At 69.7% G+C, this 24,091-nt stretch carries 15 protein-coding genes; 12 read left to right on the top strand and 3 right to left on the bottom strand.

Translation table 11 applies throughout. From position 1 onward, the window contains the following. The first annotated feature begins 566 nt into the window (after window positions 1-566). The 5 genes from ACIG47_RS14895 to ACIG47_RS14875 all read left to right on the top strand — a co-directional run bounded on the left by ACIG47_RS14895 (window position 567) and on the right by ACIG47_RS14875 (window position 13,022). Window positions 567-4,277 (top strand): LamG domain-containing protein, encoded by a 3,711-nt coding sequence (locus tag ACIG47_RS14895; protein WP_397431698.1) that lies wholly within the window; start codon window positions 567-569, stop codon window positions 4,275-4,277. 161 nt (window positions 4,278-4,438) lie between these two features. Continuing rightward, window positions 4,439-11,413, top strand: a complete 6,975-nt coding sequence (locus tag ACIG47_RS14890; RefSeq protein ID WP_397431697.1) for a polymorphic toxin-type HINT domain-containing protein — start codon at window positions 4,439-4,441, stop codon at window positions 11,411-11,413. Window positions 11,414-11,435: 22 nt separating this feature from the next. Further along, the gene (locus tag ACIG47_RS14885) at window positions 11,436-11,849 is read left to right on the top strand and encodes a DUF4259 domain-containing protein (RefSeq protein ID WP_397431695.1); all 414 of its coding nucleotides are present in this window, start codon (window positions 11,436-11,438) and stop codon (window positions 11,847-11,849) included. Next, the gene (locus ACIG47_RS14880) at window positions 11,849-12,307 is read left to right on the top strand and encodes a DUF4304 domain-containing protein (RefSeq protein WP_397431792.1); all 459 of its coding nucleotides are present in this window, start codon (window positions 11,849-11,851) and stop codon (window positions 12,305-12,307) included. The genes ACIG47_RS14885 and ACIG47_RS14880 overlap by 1 nt, the downstream gene beginning before the upstream one ends. Before the next feature lie 361 nt (window positions 12,308-12,668). Then, window positions 12,669-13,022: a hypothetical protein gene (locus tag ACIG47_RS14875; RefSeq protein WP_397410417.1), complete on the top strand. Its 354-nt coding sequence runs from the start codon at window positions 12,669-12,671 to the stop codon at window positions 13,020-13,022. A gap of 48 nt (window positions 13,023-13,070) precedes the next feature. Here ACIG47_RS14875 and ACIG47_RS14870 read toward each other — a convergent pair whose 3' ends face one another. After that, a complete protein-coding gene (locus ACIG47_RS14870) occupies window positions 13,071-13,937 on the bottom strand; it encodes an arylamine N-acetyltransferase (RefSeq protein WP_397431694.1) in 867 nt (288 codons plus the stop codon). 134 nt (window positions 13,938-14,071) lie between these two features. Here ACIG47_RS14870 and ACIG47_RS14865 point away from each other — a divergent pair, with 134 nt between their 5' ends. Continuing rightward, a complete protein-coding gene (locus ACIG47_RS14865) occupies window positions 14,072-14,554 on the top strand; it encodes a DUF456 domain-containing protein (RefSeq protein WP_397410421.1) in 483 nt (160 codons plus the stop codon). A gap of 193 nt (window positions 14,555-14,747) precedes the next feature. Here ACIG47_RS14865 and ACIG47_RS14860 read toward each other — a convergent pair whose 3' ends face one another. Continuing rightward, entirely contained in the window at window positions 14,748-15,368 is a 621-nt protein-coding gene (locus ACIG47_RS14860; RefSeq protein ID WP_397431693.1) for a PaaI family thioesterase, read from the bottom strand. A gap of 24 nt (window positions 15,369-15,392) precedes the next feature. Between ACIG47_RS14860 and ACIG47_RS14855 the strand changes: the two genes are divergently transcribed. Then, window positions 15,393-17,453, top strand: a complete 2,061-nt coding sequence (locus ACIG47_RS14855) for a prolyl oligopeptidase family serine peptidase (protein WP_397431691.1) — start codon at window positions 15,393-15,395, stop codon at window positions 17,451-17,453. Window positions 17,454-17,466: 13 nt separating this feature from the next. Further along, window positions 17,467-17,943 carry a GNAT family N-acetyltransferase gene (locus tag ACIG47_RS14850; protein ID WP_397410427.1) on the top strand — a complete coding sequence of 159 codons (477 nt, stop codon included), beginning with the start codon at window positions 17,467-17,469 and terminating at the stop codon, window positions 17,941-17,943. Between the two features lie 140 nt (window positions 17,944-18,083). On the opposite strand, the gene ACIG47_RS14845 is transcribed toward ACIG47_RS14850, so the two are convergent. After that, window positions 18,084-19,661 carry a sugar transferase gene (locus tag ACIG47_RS14845; protein WP_397431690.1) on the bottom strand — a complete coding sequence of 526 codons (1,578 nt, stop codon included), beginning with the start codon at window positions 19,659-19,661 and terminating at the stop codon, window positions 18,084-18,086. A gap of 321 nt (window positions 19,662-19,982) precedes the next feature. Between ACIG47_RS14845 and ACIG47_RS14840 the strand changes: the two genes are divergently transcribed. From ACIG47_RS14840 to ACIG47_RS14825, 4 genes are all read left to right on the top strand, one after another. Further along, window positions 19,983-21,158: a glycosyltransferase family 4 protein gene (locus tag ACIG47_RS14840; RefSeq protein WP_397431688.1), complete on the top strand. Its 1,176-nt coding sequence runs from the start codon at window positions 19,983-19,985 to the stop codon at window positions 21,156-21,158. Window positions 21,159-21,258: 100 nt separating this feature from the next. Beyond that, on the top strand, window positions 21,259-22,473 hold the full coding sequence (locus ACIG47_RS14835; protein WP_397431687.1) for a DUF1972 domain-containing protein: 1,215 nt from the start codon (window positions 21,259-21,261) through the stop codon (window positions 22,471-22,473). Continuing rightward, window positions 22,470-23,201 (top strand): CDP-alcohol phosphatidyltransferase family protein, encoded by a 732-nt coding sequence (locus ACIG47_RS14830; RefSeq protein WP_397431685.1) that lies wholly within the window; start codon window positions 22,470-22,472, stop codon window positions 23,199-23,201. Before ACIG47_RS14835 ends, ACIG47_RS14830 begins: the two co-directional genes overlap by 4 nt. Continuing rightward, entirely contained in the window at window positions 23,198-24,082 is an 885-nt protein-coding gene (locus ACIG47_RS14825) for a glycosyltransferase (protein ID WP_397431684.1), read from the top strand. The genes ACIG47_RS14830 and ACIG47_RS14825 overlap by 4 nt, the downstream gene beginning before the upstream one ends. The last annotated feature ends 9 nt before the right edge of the window (window positions 24,083-24,091 follow it).

The following is a 24,091-nucleotide window of genomic DNA, read 5'->3' as shown; positions in this document are numbered from 1 at the left end:
AGGGCGAGGGGCGCGTCAGTGCAGACAGCTGCGACAGCGGTCGCAGGCACAGGTCGGCATGGCGGGCATTCGCATCTCGTGACGGGATGTCACGAGTGCTGTGCGCGCTGCTGCCTTGGTCATGGCGAAGACGTTAACCGGGGGGTTCGGGTGGGGGAAGGGGGCGTCCACATCGTGGATGTCTATCGGGGGTATTGATGGTTCCTATGGGTTTCCCGATCAAATTGGTCGGAAACCCCGAGCGGGTTGCCCTGGCGGCCGGTTGGCGGGTGCTCGAAATGTCTCGATCTGATTACGCCTGACGTTGGGCTCTCGCCTGGAACTTCGGGTCCCGGGGTAGGGCTGTGGCGTGCATTTGCAAGGACTCCTCATCGTGTTGCCTCGTCTGGCCGCTCCGGTGCGGCCGTTCGTCAAGTGCGGCAGGGGTGAAGCTGCGGGTGAAAAAATTCCCAAAGCGCGCAGATCCTTGGTTGACCGTTTTCTCAGCCTTCAGATAGACATCACCCAGATTGCTCCGCTGCGGTAGCGGGCGCCATCAGGGTGACGACTTCTGGGAGACATGCGCCATGTGGGATCTGTTGGGCGGCCGGAGAAACGGGCCGAGCGGCTCGACGATCGGCCAGGCTCTCGCTCCGGGCTCACGGCTTGCGCGGCTGGCTGCGGTGGCAACGGCGCTTGCCGTGCTGGCGCCCCTGGGCGTGGCCGCAGGCACGGACCGTGCGTGGGCGACGGAGTGGGACGCCGCAGCTACGCCTGACGATGTCGCAACCTCGGCAGATGATGAGTTACCGGACGGTGCCGTGCAGACCGGCTATGCCGCACCCGGGACGGCTCCGGACGAGGCAGCCGCCGCGGAGTCCGCAGCTCGGAGGGCCGCGCTCGCCGACGCGGCCGAGAGCGGCCAGCCCGTCGAGGTAGTCGCGGAGCGTGGTGAGTCGCGCGAGGTGTTCGCGAATCCGACGGGCGACATCGAGGTGGTTGAGTTCGTCGTTCCGCGCTGGACACGTGGGGCCGACGGCTGGGTGCGGGTCGATACGACCCTTCAGGAGACGTCCGCTGGCGTCGCCCCTCTGGCATCGACGGCGGACGTCGTGTTCTCCGCCGGGGGCGATGGTCCGCTGGTCACGCTGTCGCGGGACGGCCGCGTGCTGGAATGGACCTGGCCGACGGTGCTGCCCGAACCGTCCCTGCAAGGCGACACCGCGACGTACAGCGAGGTGCTGCCTGGCGTCGATCTGCAGATGACAGCTGCCGAGGACGGGTTTGCCTCCTTCGTTGTGGTCAAGTCGCCCGAGGCCGCCGCTTCACCAGAGCTGGACGCCATCACGTTGGGGATGCGAGCCGAGGGTCTGGACGTCGCGGTCACCGGTGAGGGAGCCCTCGACGTCACTGATCAGGGTTCCGGTGCTGTCGTGTTCACCGCACCGCCGGCGGCGATGTGGTCTGCTGCGCCGACCGTGGACGAAGGCGTCTCCACCGCGGCCGCGACGGCTGACGAGGACGAAGCCGTCGCCATGGGGGCGGGCGAAGGGGAGCACGCTCCTGTGCAGGTTGAGGTCTCGGCGGAGCAGGACGCCGTGACGCTCGTCCCGGACCAGGCGATGCTTGACGATCCGAACACCACATTTCCCGTGACGATCGACCCGAGGGTTCTGACGCCCAACAGATCGGCGTGGACGAGCGTGGCGCAGGACTATCCGACCAACGCTTACTGGAAGTTCTCCGACCAGCGCGGAGTCGGTACGTGTTACGGGTGGGTCGGATGTCCGCAGGACGGCGCGTACCGGCTCTTCTACCAGTTTGATGTGTCGAAGTTTAAGGGGAAGGACATCGCTTCCGCGGTGTTCAGCGTGCGTAACACTCACTCGGCGCAATGTGTGAATCACCCGGTGGCCGTTTATCACACCAAGGGGATCACGTCGTCGACCAACTGGAACACGCAGGCTGCCTCTGGCTTCTTCAAGAAGCATGTCGTGACCCGGGAGTTCAACTACGGTGGTGGACAGTCGGCGTGCGGCAACTCCGGCCTGGGTGAGTTTCCGATCGCGACGCTGGTTCAGGAGGGTGCCGACGCTGGCTGGAACCAGGTGACGCTCGGACTGCGAGCGTCGGAGAGCGACCCGTACCAGTGGAAGAAGTTCTCCAGCGAGGCCAGCCTTCGCGTGGTCTACAACGCACCGCCCCGTCAGGTCAGCCGTTCGGCCCTCTCGCTCAAGTACGGCGGGCAGTGCACGGACACGACGGGGAGCGACCCGGTTCGCATTCGCACGATCGACGGCAACATCATGCGGGTTGCTTCCGGGGCTGCCAAGGATCCTGATGCCGAGCCGGTTCGGGTCCAGTTCCGCCTGGAGCGTGCGGATGGCAGCGAGATCGAGACGCTGAACTCCAACTGGGGCAGCTCCGGAAGCTACTTCGCGATGTCGGTGCCGGCCAGCAAGATTCCCGCAAACGCTGTGATCCGCTGGATGGTCCGTGTCCAGGATCGCCAGCTGGACGGCTCCGGGTCCTACTCGTCGAGCCCATGGTCATCGCCAGGATGTTTCTTCGTGGTCGACACCACCATGCCCAGGCCACCAGTGATCACGTCAGAGAACGGGTTCTACCCCGAACCGGACCCGTCGGATCCCAATGACATGCCGCACGACGGAGTCGGTCGGTACGAGTGGTTCATCATTGACTCATCGTCGTCCGACGTTGTCCGGTACACCTTCCAATTTCGTGGTGGCCCGGTGGAGGAGCGAACGGGCGGCAGTGTCAAGACCGCCTATCTGCCGATGGACCCAGGCGATCACCGGCTGACGGCGACTGCTTACGACGCGGCTGGAAACAAGGCGACGACGGAATACGACTTCCGGGTCAACTACGGACGTAACCCGTTGGGGAACTGGACGTTCGACGAGCCGGTCAACGGAGCACAGGCGCCGAGCGGCTACGCGCTGGCCGGCGATGCCTCGGTGGCGGCGGACCTGTCCGAGCAGGAGTCGGCGGAAGGGGCGGCGCTCAGCCTCGACGGGTCCGGAGCTTGGGCGGAGGGTTCAGGCGGCGCGGTGAACACGGCGACCCACTTTGCCGTCGAGGCATGGGTACGGCCCGATTCGGTCGACGACACCATGAACTTCGTCGTGTCTCAGCCCGGCGTCTATCAGCAGGGCTTCCGGTTGTACTACGCGGGGCAGGATGGCAAATGGGCCTTCAGCCAGCATGAGGCGGACGAACCAGGAGCCGCAGGGGCACGGGCCCTGAACGATGCTCCTGTGCGGCTCGGCAAGTGGACCCACCTGCTGGGTGTCTATGACGCCTACCGGAACACACTGGTGCTCTACGTCAACGGCGTGCCCGGTCCGGTGCGGTCTTTCACCACCTCGTGGAACTCGGCGGGCCCGGTGATGATCGGAGCCTCCCGATTCGGCAGTGGCGCCGAGGGCCATTTCTTCGACGGCATGATCGATTCGGTACGTACGTACAACCGGGTCGTCACGCCTCGGGAAGCGGAAGCGCTGGCCACTCGGATCCCGAAGGTGGCAGGGCGGTGGATGTTCGAGGAGGCTGCCGTTGCTGACGGCGACACGGCAACCTCGACGCCTAACGCGCTGGTTGATAGTACTGGTCAGCCACTTGAGCCGAAGCTCTATCTGAACGACGGTGCTGCTCGGTCTGACATCGGTGAGAGCAAGGTCGACCTGTACTCCCTGAGCCTGGACGGCTCGAACGACCATGCGACCACAGACCTTGACGTGGTCCCGATCGCTGCCGACGAATCGTTCACCGTCGCCGGTTGGGTACGTGGTGTCGGTGAGCTCGGCACCAACAGGACGGTGTGGTCGCTGACGGGCTCCGTCGAGGAGGCCGTGCAACTCCGCTATCGGCCTGGCACCGGGACAGACGAAGCCACGGGTGGATCGTGGCATCTGGTAGTTCGCGAGCAGAACTCGACCAGCGGGACGGTCTACACCGCTACGGCTGACGCTCCGTTCGTGGCCGACTGGAATCACGTCGCGGTGGTGTACGACGCACCCCGGCAGGTGGCGCACCTGTACGTGAACGGTGTGCTGAGCGAGGAGGGCTCCAGCACTGAGCCGGGCACGGCGCCGTTCACCGCGGTGCGCAGATTCAGCCTCGGGCGGGGCCTCTCGAACTCGACGTGGGGCGAGTTCTGGCCGGGTGGGCTGGACGACGTGTGGATGTTCAAGGGTGCGTTGAACCAGGCCCAGATCGAGTACCTGAACAGGGGCCTGTGGGATGCACCGACTGTAGTGCCGGGCGCTGCCCCATGAGTGGGGTACGTGGTGCCGACAGCTGGGGCGGTTCAGCGCCGGGCGGTTCGGGACGTGTGGCGATGACGAGGCGGACGAGCGGGACGAGGACGACGATGCGCAGGTTGGGCGAGGCTTCACACGGCAGGCTCCTGGCGGATCCTGTACGGCGGCTGTGGCAGGTGACAGCGTTCGCCGTCACTGGTGTGCTGCTCAGCGCCGGCTTCGTCGCCGTGCCGTCCATCCCGACGGCAGCCGCGGAGGGGCCACAGGCGCCTGACCCGGGTGTGTCCGTTCCGGGCAAGGACGCCGGAGCGTGGTCGCCGTCGCCGATCAGCGACGTAGTTCCGCCGAAGCCACGAGAAGCCGAGCTTCCCGAGGGCGGGACCGCCACAGTGCAGGTGGCCGACGCGCCGTCGACGGCGGCGCAGGCTGCTCTCGACGGCATGGCCGATGCCGTGACTGTCGGCGGTCTCCCGGTCGGGCTCACCCAGGCCGGTGGAACCGATCTCGACGAGCTCTCGGTGGAGGTCAGCGCACCTGACGCCGACTCCACGGCTCCGGTCGTGGTCACACTGGCAGCACCGGACGGAACGGCATCCGTCGGCGCGAAGGTCACGGATACACCGGTCGGGGCCACCAGTACGGTCGATCTCCAGGTCGACTATTCCGCGTTCGGGGAGCGATTCGGTGGTTCGTACGCCGACCGGCTGACGCTGGTGGAGCTCCCGTCGTGCGCGGCGACGGCGCCTCAGAATGCGGCGTGTGCGATCGGAACCCCGGTGCAGACCGAGAACCGGACGGCTGAGGACACCCTGGTCGCGCGGGACATCGAGATCGCCACCGACGGGGCCCCGACGGTGCTGGCAGTGACGGCGGACGTGTCCGGCGACAAGGGAACGTACGGCGCGTCGGGCCTGTCCGCTGCGGGGACCTGGTCCACGGACCTGCGGTCCGGCTCGTTCTCGTGGAACTACCCGATCGATGCGCCGGACGTGCCCGGTAGCTTCGTCCCGGAGCTAGGTATCTCCTACTCCTCCGGCGGGATCGACGGGCGCACGGCGAGCACCAACAACCAGGGTTCGCTCGTGGGCGACGGCTTCGACCTCTGGCCCGGGTACATCGAGCGCAAGTACAAGTCGTGCGCGATGGACGACGAGAAGAACGACGCCGGGCGTCCCATCGGTGACCTGTGCTGGGACTACGACAACGCGTTTATCTCGTTCAACGGCATGGCCGGTGAGCTCGTGCCGGACGGGCAGGACACGTGGCGTCTGGCAAAGGACGACGGCACCACGATCGAGCGGCTGAAGGACACGGCTCGCAGCAACACCGACGCGGACGGCGAGTACTGGAAGGTCACGACGCCGAACGGCACACAGTACTTCTTCGGCTACAACCGGCTGCCGGGCTGGGAGACGGGCGACCCGGCGACGAGCTCGGTCTGGTCCGTACCGGTGGTGGGCAACGACACGGGCGATCCTTGCAGCACAAGCGCCGACAAGTGGTGCATGCAGGGGTGGCGGTGGAACCTCGACTACGCGGTCGACAACGCCGGTAACAAGATCACGTACCACTACAACCGCGAGTCGAACAGGTACGGGTTGCTGGGCGAGCCGGCATCTGACACGGCATATGCGCGGGGAGGCTCCCTGGCACGGATCGAGTACGGCATCCGCGGTACCGACCTGGTGGGTACGGGCGCGGCGCAGCCGCTCGGACGCGTGGTCTTCACCAACTCACAGCGCTGCCTGTCGGACGGCTCGGGTCAGTGCACCGACATCACGGCGCAGCCGTCGGGTTGGCATGACACGCCATGGGACCTGAACTGTGCGAGCGGCACCACCTGTGACGCGGGCCGGACGTCGCCGTCCTTCTGGACGCGCGTGCGCCTGACGGGGGTCAAGACCGAGCTGTACACCGGTGGTGCTTGGAAGGCGGTCGACTCATGGGCCCTGGGGCACCGTTGGGGTATGGCGGATGCCGACTATCAGCTCCTGCTCGCGTCGATCAGGAGGACCGGGCACACAGGTCCGTCCGGGGCGACGACGATCGCCATGCCGCCCGTCGAGTTCGACTACGACGAGATGCGCAACAGGATGGATCGCGACGACGATGGCCAGGCTCCGTTCTACAAGATGCGGCTGACCACCATCGCCGACGAGATGGGTGGTCAGGTGGATGTCACCTACTCCGCCGAGGCGTGTCAGGCGACCAACCTGCCGACCCCGCAGACGAACACGACCAGGTGCTTCCCGCAGAAGCGCAAGCCAGGACCTGAGCTGGCTCCCGTCACGGACTGGTTCAACAAGTACGTGGTCACCGAGGTCACGACGACCGACCGTACAGGGCAGGCACCCCCGACCGTGACCCGGTACGACTACCTGGGCGGTGCCGCATGGCACTGGGACGAGTCCACGGGGATGGTCCCGGCCGAGGAGAAGACCTGGTCGGACTGGCGCGGGTACGGCCATGTGCGTACAACCAGTGGCGACCGGATCAACATGACGACCCAGGCGGAATCGTGGTTCCTCCGGGGAATGCATGGCGATCGCGCGACGCCCGACGGGGGCAGCAAGTCGGAGGTCATCGAGCTGGGGACCGGAGAAGGCGACCCCATCACCGACGCGGAACAGCATGCCGGCTTCACCTACAAGACGGCCACGTTCTCCGGTACCGACGGTTCGGTGGTCTCGAAGACCGTCAACCGACCGTGGTGGCACCAGACGGCCATCAGCGAGCGCTCCTGGGGGGACATCAAGTCTGGTTTCTCCGGGGTCGGCACCTCCACCACATGGACCTCACTGGGTACGGGTGGCGCACCATGGCGCACGACCGAGACGCAGACGAGCTATGACACGGTCGCCGGCCGGGTGACGCAGGTCGACGACCGTGGCGACACCAGCACGAGCGCCGACAACAGGTGCTTCAAGACCGACTACGTCACGAACACGACCATGAACATCCTGGGGATGCAGGAGCGTCAGCGGACCTGGGGTGTGAGCTGCGCGGCGACGCCGGACTACGCGGGCGGGGACGTCATCTCCGACGTCCGGTACGCCTACGACGGCCAGAACTACGGCGTGGCCCCAGTCCGCGGCCGGATCACCCGTACCGCCGACCTGTCGGGATACGACGGCACGGTCGCCGAGTACGTCGAGGCCTCCGCGTCGTTCGAGACCTTCGGGCGTCCGACCTCGGTGACCGACGTGTCGGCTGACCTGCGGGTGACGGACCACGGCAACGGCACGCTCACCCGTACCGCGCGTACCGATGGCCACAAGTCCACGACGACGTACACCCCGACGACGGGCTTCGCGACCGAGATGGTCGAGACTGCACCGCCGGCGACGGCGGGTGGGACGGGCCTGGCCACGACGACACTCCTGGACCCGGTCCGCGGCGTCCCGACGAGGGTGACTGACGCCAACGGCAAGGCGACCAACATCGCCTATGACGCTCTGGGACGTACGACCAAGGTCTGGTTGGCCGACCGCGTCACGTCGCAGACGCCATCCACGGAGTTCACCTATCGCGTCCAGCCGGGGCAGGCAGCGGCCGTCGGTACGACGACGCTGAACCGTAACGGCGACCCACGTACGTCGTGGACCCTGTACGACGGTCTGCTGCGCCCGATCCAGACCCAGGATCCGGGACCTGATGGCGGCATGATCCTCGCGGACACGCACTACGACGCACGAGGGTTGGTGGCGCGCACGTACAACCCGTACTACACGACCGCGGTGACGCCCGGACGGTTGTTCGACCCCTACGAGAAGGCGCTGGTCGACGGCCAGGTCCGGACGACGTACGACGGGCTCGGCAGGCCGACGGTCTCCAGGCTGATGCGTAACGACGGTGACGACGGGGAGGTGCTGTCGACCACGCGAACCGTCTACCGCGGAGACCGGACGACGGTGATCCCACCCGTTGGCGGCACGGCGACGACGGCGATCGTCGACGCTCGCGGGCGGACCGTCGAGCTGCGGCAGCACCACGACCGCGCCTCGGCGAACCCGGACGACACGACCGGGTTCGACCGGACGCGATACACCTACACCGGGCGGGACGAGCTGGCCACGGTGGTCGATCCCGAGAGCAACCGGTGGGAGTACACCTACGACCAGCGCGGACGCCAGGTCCGCACGGTCGACCCCGACGCCGGCGTGACCACGAGCATGTACGACGACTTCGGGCGGGTGGTCTCGACCACCGATGCGGAGAACCGGACGCTGGTCAACGTGTACGACGGCTTGGGACGTCCGACCGAGCTACGCGAGGGGTCCGCCACAGGCACCTTGCGCTCGTCGTGGACGTACGACACCGTCTCCGGCGCCAAGGGCCACCCAGCCACCTCGGTCCGGCACGAGAACGGCGCCCAGTACGTCACCCGTGTCCTCGAATACGACCGCCTGTACCGGCCGGTAACCACCCTCACACAGATCCCTGAGGAGGAGGGGGCTCTGGCGGGAAACTACGTCAGCACCGTGGGCTTCGCCCCAAGCGGGGCGATGACCGGGATCGGGATGCCCGCTGCTGGTTCCTTGCCTGGTCAGGCGATCGTGTACGAGTACGACACCGACACGGGATGGCAGACCGGGTCGCTCGGTGCGAACGGCATCACGAGCTCGCTGGACTACGACAATGTCGGGCACATGACGCACTTCGAGACGTCCGCGGGCGTCTCCGGGCTGATCACCGCTACGTACTCCTACGACCGCACGACTGATCGCCTTCTGGAGTACCGGGCCGACCGGTTCTCCCAGCCCGGGATCGACCGGTCAGAGACGTACGAGTACGACCAGGCGGGCAACATCACCTCGCTCGCGGACGTCTCGCGGACGGGTACCGACACCCAGTGCTTCGACTACGACCATCTCGCCCGACTGACCGGGGCCTGGACCCAGGACACCGGTGCGTGTGCGGCCAGCGGCCAGGCCGCCGAGAACGCCGGGACGATCGGTGGACCGGCGCCGTACTGGAACGAGTACACCTACGACAAGGTCGGCTCGCGCCAGACGGAGACGAACCACGGGATCGCCGGCAGCGCCACGCCAGGTGACGTGACGCGCACGTACTCGTACGACCCGGCGCAGCCGCACACCGCAAGGGGCGTGGTCGAGCACACAGCGGCGGCTGCGGGCAACCCGGAGGTGACCGCATCGGAGTCGTACACGTACAACGCCGTCGGACAGACCATCGAGCGTGTCCTCGGTGGTGACACCCAGACCCTCAGTTGGACACCCGAGGGCCGGGTCGACGAGGTCGCGAACGCGGACGGTACGGGTTCGGAGTACCTGTACGACGCCGAGGGAACCCGCCTCATCTCGCGGAACACGACGACCGATGAGGCGACCGGTGAACCGGTGACCGAGACGACGCTCTACCTGGGACACACGGAGGTCACGGTCAGCGACGCCGAGCCGACGGTCGCGAAGGCCACGCGGTACATGGACGTCGGGGGCGGGCACATCGCCGTGATGGACGACACCGGCGCGGTGACGTTCAACCTGGCCGACCACCAGGGCACAGGTCAGCTCTCGGTTCGCACGTCGGACATGGCCCTGACCCAGCGGCGCACCGCACCGTTCGGCGAGGACCGCGGAGAGGTGGTCGCGCCCGGTGACTGGGCTGGCTCACGTGGCTTCGTCGGCGGGTACGACGATCGCGAGACGACCGGGCTCGTGAGTCTCGGCGCCCGTGAATATGACCCTGCGTTGGGCAGGTTCATCTCGCTGGACCCGGTGATGGATCTGTCTGATCCGCAGCAGATCCACGGGTACAGCTATGCCAACAACAACCCGATCACGCTGTCGGATCCAACGGGTCTCAAGCCGGACGACTGCGCGACGATCACCTGTAGGTCGACGCCGGGCGGTGGCTGGGAGGTCACTAACCCGACCAACGAGTACGTGGACAACGACTACCTCGATGGAGACCCGTCCGACGACTGCTACTACTACGGCTGCGGTGGTGGCAGCAGCAGCGGTGGCAGCGGTAGCGACAGCGGGCACTCGGGTGGTTCTGCGGCCTCGGGCGTGGGCTCGGCCGGCGGGGCCGCGAAGGGACCGACGCAGGAGGAGATCGAGCGCGCCCAGGCAGTGATGGACAAGTCCATCACCGATGTGGCGATGGAGATGGGCTGGGAGCTGCTCAAGGACTTCGTGGGGTGGAACGACCTGCAGGGGTGCTTGAACGCGGACATCATGTCGTGCGGCATGTTGGCCATGGGGATCACGCCGTGGGGCAAGGGCCTGAAGGCCATCAAGGTGCTGTACAAGGTGGTCGACGGCGCGATGGCCTTCTACAAGAAGCAGAAGATGGCGCGCCGGCTGTTGGACGAGGTGAGCGCGGCACGGAAGGCACCGAGCTGCAACAGCTTCGTGCCAGGCACGTTGGTCTTGATGGCGGACGGGACGAAGAAGCCCATCGAGGACGTGGAACTTGGCGACGAGGTACTTGCCGCTGACGAGGAGACTGGTGAGGTCACCGGAGGGCGCGAGGTCAGCGCGCTGATCACCGGTCGGGGCGACAAGACTCTCGTGACGATCACTGTCGAGGACGAGAGCGGTCGCGCGCAGCAGCTGGTCGCGACTGACGAGCACCCATTCTGGGTGCCAGACCTCCGGGAGTGGGTCGACGCGATCGACCTCACTGCTGGGGACTGGCTCCAGACTGCGAGTGGGACCTGGGTCGAAGTCACTGCGATCGACGCACGGAGCGAGCCCGCAGTTGTGCACAACTTGACGGTGGGAACGGACCACACGTACTACGTCACAGCGGACGAGACCACTGCGGCGATCCTCACCCACAATGCATCTTGTCCGCTGCCGGGGACAGGGTTCGGAGTACCGAACTCACCCGGGGTCTATACGATCCATCTGGACGACGGTACGAAATACGTGGGAAAGGCGAACACGAGCATGCGAGACCGCGCCAACGCGTCCGCAGGTTCGAGCCATGCCTTGGCGGCCGCTGGCAAGAAGCCCGGAGAGATCGTAAACATTACTTGGGTGGAACTCCCTGCTGGCAACGGGAGTACCTACTACCGGACGGCCGAGCAGACGATCATGGACGGACTGATGGACCAGGGCGTCACACTCTTGAACCGCCGAAATCCGGAAATCCACCTTAAGTACGGCGGAATTTTGGACTAGGCGAAAGAAAGGTAGGGGAGTAATGGGCACTTGGGGTGCAGGTCCGTTCGACAACGACTCGGCTGAGGAGCTTGCCGATGACTTGGCAGCCGAAACGAGAGGGCGTCGCGCGGAGTCGCTCTACAAGTTGTTTTCGGCGTCGATCGAGCAGGCTCAGGACGCGGACCCGTCTGAAGTGGTCGCGGCCGCGGTGATCGTCGCTGCGAGTCGTCCGGGAACGCCAATCTCCCATGAGTATCCAGCGGTGGCGAGTTGGTTGGAGGTGGCGGCGGCGGTCGACCTTTCCGGACTCGCTGCTCAGGCATTGCATACCTGTCTACCTGAGGGTGGCTGGTATTGGCAGTCGTGGACGCGGGAACAGGACCGATCGGATGCGCACGATCTCTTCGTAAAGCTTGTGGCGGCGCTGGACAGGTCTTCAAGCTCGTCGCAGTGATGGACGCAAAGGCACGCGCGAGGCTTGGCCAAGAAATGAAGAGCCTAGGTTACCGCAAGCGGGGTTCTTCATATTTCCGCATATCGGCGGGCGGGTTGTACGCGATTATCTCTGTGCAAAAATCTGCATGGGATTCAGTCGAGTATCTGAACTTTGGCTACGCTGAAGGTGCGAGTGCCGAGTCGGGGTGGATTCCCGAAAGTAGGTGTCAAGTCAGGTTTCGCTTGGATGCGGTACGCGGTGTGGATGCTAGATTAATGGCATTGATGTCTACAGAAGGTCTTTCCGCGAGCAATTCCGATTCCCTGGTTGAGGAGTTGTTAGATGCCATTAGCCCATTCCTGGAGGTGGACGACTGGGCTGGTCTTCGTGCTGTGATAGACGAGCGAATTTCTGATAGCCGCTTGTTCGTTCATCGTGACGTGCGTAGATTTCTCGGACTGGGGCTTCCGGAGTAGCCGCGAGACTGTTGGCGGCGATGCAAGATTTATTCGCGATTATCACCGGCATGCGGAATGAAGGCGCGATCTATTCCTTGTCCACGGACGTGCTGTTGGCGGAGGCCGCGGAGTGGGCACCTGGTCGATATCTTCTCTTGCGCTCCGCAGGGCGAAGCGGGTCTCCATCTCAGAGTAGCTAGCGCTACTTCGAGAAGTGGAAGCAGCGAGGTGGGTGCCGGTCTTCTGCCCAGGCCCTGCGCCGGTCGGCTTCGGAAGAGGGCCGGGAGGCGTCGCGAGTAGCTCGTGAAAATTGTCACTAACGAGCCGAAAGCTGGCTTTCCAGGCCTGGCGGACCCCCGCCACGGCTAGGCTCCTCACCATGGAGTTCCTCTACAACGTCTTCGTGTTCCTGCACTTCGCGAGCTGGGCCCTCGTCTTCGGCGGCTCCATCGCGTCGCTGCGGACCAAGGCCCTCTACAAGGGTGTCTCGCACGGCGCCATGGGTGCTGTCGTCGCGGGCGTCATCATGGTCGGCATCGCCGAGATGGGCGGCCTCTGGGACGACGGCGGCCCGTCCATGGCGAAGATCGGCGTCAAGCTGATCATCGCGCTCGCCGTCGCCGTGCTGGCCGTGATCGCCGTGCGCAAGGGGGAGAACGTCTCCCAGGGGCTCAAGGGCTCCGTGCTCGGGCTGACGCTGGTCAACATCCTCGTCGCGGTCTTCTGGAACTGAGGCCCCAAGCGGCCCGCCCGGAGAGCGGGCCGCACCCAGCCGCCGAGGCTAACGCGCCGTCAGCCACTCCCGGTGGGCCGTCAGGCTGCGGTCGAACAGGCCGCGCAGGGCGTCGGCGTCGACGTCCTGCATCCTGATGCCCAGGGTCACCAAGCCGTCCCGCCAGTCGTCGTAGCTGGTCAGCTCCGCTCGCGAAGCGCGTGCGCCTGTCCGCGTGAACTGGCAGCCGCGGATCGTCTCCGCGGCGTCGGGCAGCCGGCGCTGGACCACGAGCTTGCGGGCGTAGGCGCCGCTGTCCGGGGTGGTCAGGCGGCGGTGGGCGGCTTCGGCCTGCGCCTGGGTCAGCTGCGCATCGAAGATGTCCACCGCGCCGAAGCTGCCCTGGGCGTCGTGGTGGAACGTCCAGCCGTCGGCGCGCACGTCCAGGCGGTACGTGAACGGGCCCTGCTGGTACTCACCCGCCACGAGCGGGAGCGGGGCGTGCAGGCCGTCGCCGCAACCGACGTCGGGCCACCAGACACCACCCGGGTTGTCGGCGGTCGGCAGGCCGCGGACCGACAGCGCGAGGTGGCCGACATGGACGTCGCGGCGCTCGGCGTCGTCGTCCCAGTTGTGGCCCCAGGCCTCCACGACGTCGTAGCCGAGCGCGCGCAGGGCCGCGATGAGGATGCCGTTGTGGTGGAAGCAGTACCCCGCGTTGCCGCCCGACGCCACGCGGCGCAGGGTGGCGGCCGCGTCGATGTCGGGCGGGCTGCCCAGCATGGTGTGCAGGTTCTCGTACGGGATGCGCTCGGCGTGCCGGCGGTGGATCTCGGCGAGGGTCTCGACCGCGGCCTCGGGCGTGGTGGGGCGCCCGGCGGCGAGCGCGGGGTCCAGGCCCAGCCGGGCGAGGTAGCCGGCGACCGCGTGGCTCACCGTCGTGTCCCGTGCCGGAGCGGGGTCGTGGCGTCGGGGCGCCGTCGGGCACATCGCTGACCTGGCCTCATGGTGAGAAGCGTAGACGCGGGCGTTTGATCGAGCGGACGCCGCCCACCCGCTAGGGTTCGGCCGTGAGCGTTCTGGGAGAGGTACTCGTCGGCGTCGCCATCTTCGTGGGACTGATCGGCATCGTGGTCCAGATCCTGCCCGGTGCCGTGCTGGTGCTGGGCGGCATCCTCGTGTGGGCCATCTTCACCGGCGGGGTCGAGGCGTGGGTGGTGTTCGGCATCGCGGCGGCCGCGATCGCCGTCGCCGAGGTGGCGCAGTGGCTGATCGCGGGCAAGCACCTGCGCAAGGCGAACCTGCCCTGGGTGACCCTCGCCGTCGGCGGTATCGCGGGCATCGTCGGCTTCTTCGTGGTGCCCGTGATCGGGCTGTTCCTGTTCTTCGTGGGCGCGATCTTCCTGCTGGAGTGGGCGCGGCACAAGGAGGTGCCGGCGGCCTGGGCGTCCACCAAGGCGGCGGTGCAGGCCACGCTGATCACGATCGGGGTGCAGCTGGTGGGCTCGCTGGTCGCCACGGGTGCGTGGGTGGTGGGTCTGTTCCTGACGTGACGTGGGTGGCGCGGGGGTCTCTCGGCACCCGCACCACCCGCGTCGGCCGGGTCGGTGCACGAAGGTGCGCTTCCACCCAGTCATTGGGCCCGGAAAACGAGCTGGATCTGGGCCCAATGACTGGGTAGAAGCGCACTTCTGCGTTCGGAGAGCCCCGGCCCCGATTGGAGGCGTCAGCCGTCCGCGCACCCGGCTACGACGCCGGCACGTCGAACACCAGCAGCGTGCTCGACGCCGTCGCCACCACCGCGCCCGTCGCGTCGCGGACCACGCCCTCCGTGAAGCCCACGCGCGAGCCCGCCTTGACCACGGTGCCCTCCGCGGTGAGCGGGCCGCCGCCCCCGCGCACGGCCTTGATGTAGTTCACCTTGATCTCCACCGACGTGTAGCCCTTGCCGGGCGGCAGCACCGACTGGATCGCGCAGCCGCACACCGTGTCCAGGAGGGTGCACAGCACGCCGCCGTGGATGGTGCCGATCGGGTTGAAGCCCGACTCGTCCGGGGCGCACCGGAACGTCACCCGGCCCTCCTCCACCTCGTCGATGTCGAGGCCGAAGTGCGCGGCGATCGGGGGCGGCGGGATCAGGCCGTCGCGCATGCGGCGCAGGAACTCGACGCCGGGCACCAGCGGCGCCTGTGCCGCGAGCTGCATCGGGTCGTACCAGGTCAGCTCGCGGGTGCGCGGCTCGCCCCAGGAGTCCGGGGCGACGGCGGACGGGGCCTGGCCGGCGGGGATCTCGCCCGCGGCCCTCGTGGCAGGGGCACCCGCCGCCTCCGGGGTGGCCGGGGCGGAGGTCTGCTGTGTGTCGGACATGTTCGCAAGGGTAATGTCCGGCCCATGCAGGCAGCCGATCTTCCCCTCGTCCGCACCGTCTCACGCCCCGCCGTCCACCCGGACGGCACGTGGGCCGTCGTGTCCGTGACCCGGCCCGACCTCGACGCCGACGCCACCGTGGGCCAGCTCTGGCGGGTACCGCTCGCGGCCGCCACACCCTCGGGAGACCCGGCGCTCGCGGCCCCGGCCGGCCGCACCCCCGAGCCCCGCCGTCTCACCCGCGGCTTCCGCGACACCGAGCCCCGCTTCTCGCCCGACGGCGCCCTGGTCGCCTTCCTGCGGGCCGAGGCTCAGGCTGCTCCTCAGCTCTGGGTGCTGCCGGTCGGCGGCGGCGAGGCCGTGCAGGTCACGGACCGCCAGCTCGGCGTGACCGACTTCCGCTGGTCGCCCGACGGCACCCGCCTCGCCTTCCTGAGCCGGGAGCCCGAACCGGGCCGGTACGGCTCGGTCGAGGGCATCGCCCCCGCTGCCGAGGAGCCGCGCCGCATCACGAGCTGGAGCTGGACGCGCAACGGCCTCGGCTACCACCGCGACCGCCCGCAGCACGCGTACGTCGTGGACGTGCCCGACGTCGCCGCCGAGCCCGTGGTCCAGCCCGTCGCGACGCCGCAGGGGCCGGTTGAGCCGCGCCCGGCCGTCCCCGAACCGCGCCGGGTGACCACCCACGACGTCGACCACAGCGCGCTCGCCTTCACGCCAGACGGGGCCGCGCTCGGCGTCGTCGCCGCACGCGAGCAGGGCCCGGGCCAGGTCGGCACCGGGACCGTGCGCGTGCTGCCGCTGACGGGGTCGGGTGGCGGCGGGTCCGACGTCGACCTCGGCACGCTCGGCCCGCAGGCCATCGCGTTCGGGGCGGGCGGTGAGCTGTACGTCGTGGCCCAGGACCTCGGGCCCGAGGGCAAGGACTTCGTGGCCCGCAACGCCGCGCTGTACGTGCTGTCCGCCTGGGCCGACCAGCAGCCGCGCCGGCTCACCGACCCGGAGACGCAGACCGTGGGCGGTGAGCCGCTCCCGCTGGACGACGGCGGGGTGCTGCTCGCCCTGGAGACCCGCGGCACCCAGCACGTGGTCCACGTGGCCGACGACGGGGTCACAACCCAGCTGACCAGCGGAGACGTCGTCGTGTCGGGGTTCGCGGTCGGTGGCGGGACGCTGGCCGTGTCCTACGCGGACCCGGGCACGTACGGCGAGGTGGGTGTCGTCGAGGCGGGTGCCGCGGCGTCGGCGTCCGCGACCGGGGAGGGCGGTCTGCGGCGCGTCACCGACTTCTCCGCACCGCTGCGCGCCACCGGCGTCGTCACCCCGAAGGAGCTCATCGTCACCGGGCGCGACGGCTACCCCGTGCACGGCTGGGTGGCCGTGCCCGAGGGCACCGGCCAGCACCCGACGCTGCTCATGATCCACGGCGGCCCCTACGCCTCCTACACCACCGCCCTGTTCGACGAGACGCAGGTGCTGGTCGAGGCCGGGTACGCCGTCGTCTACTGCAACCCGCGCGGGTCGGCGGGCTACGGGCAGGCGCATGGCCGGGCCATCCGGCAGGCGATGGGCACCGTGGACCTGCACGACGTGCTCGACTTCCTGGACGGCGCCGTCGTCGCCGACGGGCGCCTGGACGGCTCCCGCGTCGGCGTGCTCGGCGGCTCGTACGGCGGGTACCTCACCGCCTGGACCATCGCGCACGACCACCGCTTCGCGGGCGCGGTCGTGGAGCGCGGGTTCCTCGACCCGGAGACGTTCTTCGGCACGAGCGACATCGGCTCGTTCTTCGGCCTGGAGTACGTGGGAGAGACCCCCGAGCAGGTGGCGGCGCAGTCGCCGCAGGCCGTCGTCGGCCAGGTGCGAACGCCCACGCTCGTGCTGCACTCCGAGCTCGACCTGCGCTGCCCGCTGTCCCAGGCGGAGCGCTACTACTCCGCGCTCAAGCGGAACGGCGTGGACACGGAGCTGGTGGTGTTCCCCGGCGAGAACCACGAGCTGTCCCGCTCGGGCCGGCCGCGGCACCGCAAGCAGCGTTTCGAGGTGATCCTGGACTGGTGGCAGCGGCACCTGCCGGTCGGATGAGAGCATCGACACCGTGCAGATCATCACCACCCCCCTCGCCCAGCTCGACGTCGCCATCGCCTACGGGGTCTGGAAGCTGCGCCAGGACGTGTTCGTCGTCGAGCAGGACTGCCCGTACGAGGACCTCGACGGGCGTGACCTCGAGCCCGCCACCCGCCAGGTGGTGATGCTCGGCGAGGCGGCTCCTGACTCGGTGTCCGACGGCGGCACGCGCGTGCTCGGCACCGCCCGTGTGCTCGACGACGGCGACGTGTGGCGCATCGGGCGCGTCGCGCTGGTCAAGGGGGCACGCGGCCGCGGCCTGTCCGACGAGGTGATGCGCGCGGCGCTGAAGTACGTCGAGGACTCGGGCGACCGGCGTGACGTGGTGCTGGACGCCCAGTCGCCGCTGACGGGCTGGTACGGCAAGCACGGCTTCGAGCCGGACGGTGACGAGTTCCTGGAGGACGGCATCCCGCACACCCCGATGCGTCTCCGCCGGGCGATGTGAGGCCGCAGGTCCTCGCGAGATCGGTCGGTTGCCTCGAGACCGGTCGGTTGATGGACCGATCTCGAGGCACTTGACCGATCTCGGCTGCCACGGCATCTCAGTAGGTGCCTCGGCCCGGAGCGGCGGCGCGGGGGGGAGGCTCAGTAAGCGCCGCGGCCCGAGACCACCGCGCGTGCCGTCTGCGCCAGGATCAGGAGGTCGAGGAACGGCGTCCAGTTCTCGGCGTAGTAGACGTCGAGGCGCACGGCCTCCTCCCACGAGAGGTCGGAGCGGCCGGTGACCTGCCAGAGGCCGGTCATGCCCGGCTTGACCAGGAGCCGGCGGCGCATGCGCTCCTCGTAGGCGGCGACCTCGTGCGGCAGGGGCGGCCGTGGGCCGACCAGGCTCATGTGCCCGCCGAGCACGTTGAACAGCTGGGGCAGCTCGTCGAGGGAGTAGCGGCGCAGGAACCGGCCGACCGGCGTGACGCGCGGGTCGGACCGCATCTTGAACAGCGGGCCCGCTCCCTCGTTGCTGGCGGCGAGGGCGACGACGTCGGAGTCCGCGCCCACGTGCATGGTGCGGAACTTGACCATCGGGAAGAGCTGGCCGTTCCGGCCCACGCGGTGCGCCACGTAGAACACCGGACCGCGGCTGGTCGCCGCGACGACGACGGCGATGGCGAGGAGCACGGGGGAGGCGAGGGCCGTGATGACGGCGGCCAGCGACCAGTCCATGACCTGCTTCACGGAGAACTTGGGGCCGCCGAACCGGGGCGTGTCCACGTGCAGCAGCGACATGCCGGGTGCGGGGGAGACGGTGATGCGGGGGACGGCGACGTCGGCCAGCTCGGCCGTCAGCATGAGGTCGACGCCGTAGCGCTCGAGCTCCCAGCCGAGCCGGCGCACGTCCTCCGCCGTGATCTCGTGCGAGCTGCTCACCGCGACGGCGTCGGCCCCGAGCCGGTGGGCCACGCGACCGACGTCGCTGAGGTCGCCGAGCACGGGCACGCCGCTGACGTGCTCGCCGGGGCGCACGCCGCCGGACGGCACGCACACGCCCGCCACGAGGAACTCCTGCTCGGGGGTGCCGTTGAGCAGGCGGATCAGGCGCCCGGCCTGGGGGCGGTCGCCGATCGCGAGCAGGATGGTCAGGCCGCCGTCGCCGCGGCGACGCTGGCGCAGCAGGTGCTGCCGCCACGCGTACCGGGCCGCGACGAGGCCGACCATGCCGAGGGGGAACGCGACGAGCAGGGCTCCGCGTGCGTCGGAGTACGCCGTGACCCAGGCGAGCAGGACGACGAGGCTGAACGCCTTCCACGTCGCGTCGAGCACGCGCTGGTACTCGGACATGCCGCGGCCGAAGAACCGCACGTCATAGGCCCGGTTGGTCGCCAGGGCGGCGAGCCAGGCGACGGCGAGCAGCGCGGCGGCCGCCGTGTGCACGGTGAGGTCGGCGGGCGCGCGCAGGGCCCCGCCGTCGACCACGAGCTGGAGCCCGAGGGCGGTGGCGAGCGTCGCGCACACGACGGCGACGTCGGTCAGCCGGATGCGCGCCTGGTACCCCGCCTGCCAGCCCGTGCGCGCCCGCGGCGTGGGGACGGCGTGCAGCGGCCGGCCGTTCGCGTCCGGGGCCAGGGTGCGGGGCTCGTGCAGGGCCGAGCTCGCGGCGCGTACGCCGAGTCCTGCCGACGCGGCGAAGCGGAGCGGCTGCTCGCCGCCAACCGAGTGTGTGGTCACGCTCGATCCCTCCGGGTTCCTGCTCCTGCGTTTCCGGGCACACGCGATCAGACGCTCTGGGTGGCGTCGTCGCACGGGGGGTTGGTGTCGCACTGCCCACGGGGGCGATGGACACCCGTGGCTCACCCAAAGTACGGCTTCGGTTCAGACAACGTGGGCTGAACCAGCAGAAGTCACCCGCTCGACCTCAAAATTCACCTCTCGGGCGGGCCATTTCGGCTCAATAGGGTCTATTTCACCCAGGTGAAAGCGCGGGTGAAGCCCGGTTCACCCTGTCCGGGGTCTCACTGGGTGGGCACGGTCCTGGCAGAGTCGTGCGCCATGACCACCGTCCTCCTCGTCCATGCCTCGGCCGAGCTCTACGGCTCCGACCTCCAGCTCGTCGAGACGGCGGCGGCGTGCGCCGAGGCCGGCGCGACCGTCGTCGTCGCGCTCCCGGACCACGGTCCGCTCGCGGCGCGCCTCGCCGCCGTCGGCGCGCGGGTCGAGGTTCTCGACACCCCCGTGCTGCGCAAGGCCCAGCTCTCGCCGCGCGGGCTCGTCGGGCTCGCCGGGCACACCGTGCGCGCGCTCGGGCCGATGGTGCGGCTGATCCGGCGGCTGCGGCCCGCCGCCGTGCTGGTCAACACCCTCACGATCCCCGCGTGGCTGGTCGCGGCGCGGCTCGCCGGCGTCGCCCCGGTGTGCCACGTGCACGAGGCGGAGGCCGACGTGCCCCGGGTGCTGCGCTGGGGCCTGGCAGCTCCGCTGCTGCTCGCGCGGTGCGTCGTGGTCAACTCCCAGGCGGCGCGCGGCGTGGTGGTGGGCGACCTCCCGGCTCTCGGGCGGCGCACGCGGGTGGTCTACAACGGGGTGCCCGGGCCGGACGTGCCGCCCGAGGCCCCGCGGCCGCCGCAGGGCCCTGCGCACGTGGTGCTCGTCGGGCGGCTGTCGCCGCGCAAGGGGAACGACGTCGCGCTCGAGGCGGTCGCGCGCCTGCGGCGGGCGGGGCGCGACGTGCGGCTGGCGCTGTGCGGGTCGGTGTTCAGCGGCTACGAGTGGTACGAGGAGCAGCTGCGGCAGCGGGCCGCCGAGCCCGACCTGGCCGGTGCCGTCGAGCTGCCCGGGTACGTCGAGCCGTGGGACTGGTTCGCCCGTGCCGACGTCGTCGTCGTGCCCTCGCGGGTCGAGCCGTTCGGCAACGTGGCGGTCCAGGCCCTCCTCGCGCGGCGCGCCGTGGTGGTGAGCCGCACCCAGGGCCTCGCGGAGATCGTGCGCGACGGCGAGACCGGCCTCCTCGTGCCGCCCGGCGACGCCGACGCGCTCGCCGCAGCGGTCGGGGCGCTGCTCGACGCGCCCGACCGGGCGGCAGCGCTCGCGGAGGCGGGCCGGCGGGACGCCGAGGAGCGGTTTGGCGCCGCGCGCTACCGCGCGGACCTGCGCGAGGTCCTGCTCGGGAGCGCGGGCGTGGCGGCGGGCGGACCGGGGAGCGGGCTAAAGGACTCCGCTTCGGCCTGAATTAACCCATAACCGGGTGAAAGTGGCGAGCGGGTTAAATGCCATCTTCACCCACGGATCGGGTGTCCCGTGGCCGTCGGCGCGACCTACGCTCCCTGCCATGCCTCCGGAATCCCTGCGCGTCGCCATGGTCGGAACCCGCGGCGTCCCCGCCCGGTACGGCGGGTTCGAGACCGCGGTCGAGGAGATCGGGGCTCGCCTGGCGGACCGCGGGCACGCCGTGCGCGTCTACTGCCGCGCTGCGCCCGGCGCGCAGGGCTCCGGGGCTGCTGCGACCCCTCCAGCGACTCCTCCCGTGACTCCATCCACGGCCTACCGCGGTATGGAGCTCGTGACGCTCCCGGCGATGCGCCGCCGCTCGCTGGAGACGCTCAGCCACACCGCGCTCTCGGTGGCCCACCTGGTGCGGCACCGCACCGACGTCGCGTTCGTGTTCAACGCCGCCAACGCGCCCCTGCTGCCCGCCGTCCGCGCGGCCCGGATCCCCGTGGCCACGCACGTCGACGGCCTCGAGTGGCGGCGCGCCAAGTGGGGCCCGGTCGGTCAGCGGTACTACCGCGCCGCCGAGACGGCCGCCGTCCGGCTCTCGGACGCGCTCATCGCCGACGCGCAGGGCATCGCCGACTACTACCGCGACGAGTACGCCGCCGAGAGCCGGCTCATCGCGTACGGGGCGCCGGTGCTGACCACCGCCGGGCACGACCGCCTCGCCGAGCTCGACCTCGAACCCGGCGGGTACCACCTCGTGGTCGCGCGGTTCGAGCCCGAGAACCACGTCGACATGATCGTCGAGGGATACGTCGGCAGCGACGGGGCGCTCCCGCTCGTCGTCGTCGGCTCGGCGCCGTACGCGCACGAGCACACGCGCCGCATCGAGTCGCTCGCCGCGGGCGACCCGCGCGTGCGCCTGCTCGGCGGCGTCTGGGACCAGGAGCTGCTCGACCAGCTCTACGCCGGCGCGCTCACCTACCTGCACGGCCACTCCGTGGGCGGCACCAACCCGTCGCTGCTGCGTGCCATCGGCGGCGGGACGGCCACGATCGCCTACGACGTCGGCTTCAACCGCGAGGTGCTCGGCACCCACGGGCGGTACTTCCGCACGGCCGCCGACGTCGGTGCGCGCGTGCACGAGGCCGAGCAGGACCCCGAGGGCTGCGAGCTGCGGGGCAAGGCCCTCGCCGAGCGCGCCCGGGCCTACGACTGGGACGACGTCGCCGACGGCTACGAGCGGCTCGCCCGCGACCTCGCGGCCGGGAGCACGCCGGGGCCCAAGCGGTTCGCACGCCGCCTGGGTGCGGAGCAGTGGGCCCGATGAGCACCCAGGTCCGGGAGTCCTACGGCGTCGTGCTCGCCCGCCTCGGCACGGCCCAGAAGGGTGCTGCGCGGGGCGCGCCCGCCTACTCGCGGTTCGTCAACCGGCGCATCGGCCGCTACCTCGCCGCCGCCGCGTACCGGGCGGGCCTGACACCGAACGCCGTCACCGGCGTGAGCGCGCTGTTCACGTTCAGCGGCATCGCGCTGCTCGTCGCGCTGCCGCCGTCCTGGGGCCAGGGGGCCGCCGTCGCGGCTCTGCTCGTGCTCGGCTACGCGTGGGACTCGGCCGACGGGCAGGTGGCCCGCCTCACCGGCACGGGCAGCCCCGCCGGGGAGTGGCTCGACCACGTGGTCGACGCCGTCAAGGTGGTCACCCTGCCGCTCGCGCTCGGCGTCGGGTTCGCCCTGCACGACGTCGTCCCGCCCGCCTGGCTGCTCGTGCCCGTCCTGTCCGCGGTGACCAGCAGCGTGCTGTTCTTCGCGATGATCCTCACCGAGCAGCTCCGTCGCGCCCACGGCGTGCAGTCCGTCGCACCCACCGGTGGCCGTGCCCCCTGGCTGCGGTCCGTGCTCGTGCTGCCCACCGACTACGGCGTGCTGTGCTGGACGTTCCTGCTGCTGGGCGCGCCCACGGTGTTCCTCGGCGTGTACACGGCGATCACCGCGGCCACGACCGCGTTCCTCGCGCTCGCGCTCACCAAGTGGTTCCGCGAGGTGCGCACACTGTGAGCCGGCTCGCCGGCCCGCTCGCCGATGTCGCACTGGTCATCGTCAGCTACGGGTCGTCGGGTCTGCTCGCGGCCAACCTGCCCCGGACCGTCGGCGACAGCGGCGTGCGCGTGGTCGTGGTCGACAGCTTCAGCGGCACTGCCGAGCGCGCGGCCGTCACCCGGCTCGCGGCCGAGCACGGGTGGGACCTGCTCGCCCCGGACGTCAACACGGGGTTCGGCGGCGGGTCCAACCTCGGCGCCGCCCACGCGCTCGCGAAGGGCGCCCGGGTGCTCGTCCTCCTCAATCCCGACGCGTGGACCGACCCCGACGGGCTCGCGGCGCTCGCGGACGCCACCCGCGCGCCGGGCCCCGTGCTCGTCGCGCCGCGGGTCCTGCGTCCCGACGGCGGCGTGTACTCGCGCGGGCTGACCTACCTCAGCCTGCGCGACGGCACCATGAGCGGCCGCCGCAGGAGCTCCGACGACGTGCCCTGGCTCAGCGGCGCCTGCCTGGCGCTCGGCGCGGACCTGTGGACGGCGCTCGGCGGGTTCGACGAGGACTACTTCCTGTACTGGGAGGACGTCGATCTCTCGTGGCGCGCGCAGCGGATCGGCGCGCGGCTCGACGTGGTCGAGGACGCGCACGTGGTGCACGACGAGGGCGGCACGCAGGAGTCGCGCGGACGCGCCAAGAGCGAGACGTACTACCGCTACGACATCCGCAACCGGATGCTGTTCGCACGCAAGAACCTCGGCCCGGCCGCCGTGCGGCGGTGGCGCCGGACGCTGCTGAGCGCCGCACGTGCGGTGGCGCTGCGGGGCGGGCGCAGGCAGTTCGTCGAGGGGGTCGCGCCGTGGCGCGGGGTGGCGCGCGGCGTGGTGGAGGCGCTGGGGCGCTGACGGGCGGTG

Source organism: Promicromonospora sp. NPDC052451 (assembly GCF_044547525.1).
In the GTDB taxonomy this organism is placed as follows: domain Bacteria; phylum Actinomycetota; class Actinomycetes; order Actinomycetales; family Cellulomonadaceae; genus Promicromonospora.
This window is presented reverse-complemented; position numbering and strand designations above follow the sequence as displayed.

Coding starts and splice junctions, on each gene's coding strand:
- ACIG47_RS14840 (WP_397431688.1), top strand. CDS start 19,983: ATGACCACCGTCCTCCTCGTCCATGCCTCGGCCGAGCTCTACGGCTCC.
- ACIG47_RS14855 (WP_397431691.1), top strand. CDS start 15,393: ATGCAGGCAGCCGATCTTCCCCTCGTCCGCACCGTCTCACGCCCCGCC.
- ACIG47_RS14835 (WP_397431687.1), top strand. CDS start 21,259: ATGCCTCCGGAATCCCTGCGCGTCGCCATGGTCGGAACCCGCGGCGTC.
- ACIG47_RS14880 (WP_397431792.1), top strand. CDS start 11,849: ATGGACGCAAAGGCACGCGCGAGGCTTGGCCAAGAAATGAAGAGCCTA.
- ACIG47_RS14875 (WP_397410417.1), top strand. CDS start 12,669: ATGGAGTTCCTCTACAACGTCTTCGTGTTCCTGCACTTCGCGAGCTGG.
- ACIG47_RS14860 (WP_397431693.1), bottom strand. CDS start 15,368: ATGTCCGACACACAGCAGACCTCCGCCCCGGCCACCCCGGAGGCGGCG.
- ACIG47_RS14895 (WP_397431698.1), top strand. CDS start 567: ATGTGGGATCTGTTGGGCGGCCGGAGAAACGGGCCGAGCGGCTCGACG.
- ACIG47_RS14885 (WP_397431695.1), top strand. CDS start 11,436: ATGGGCACTTGGGGTGCAGGTCCGTTCGACAACGACTCGGCTGAGGAG.
- ACIG47_RS14830 (WP_397431685.1), top strand. CDS start 22,470: ATGAGCACCCAGGTCCGGGAGTCCTACGGCGTCGTGCTCGCCCGCCTC.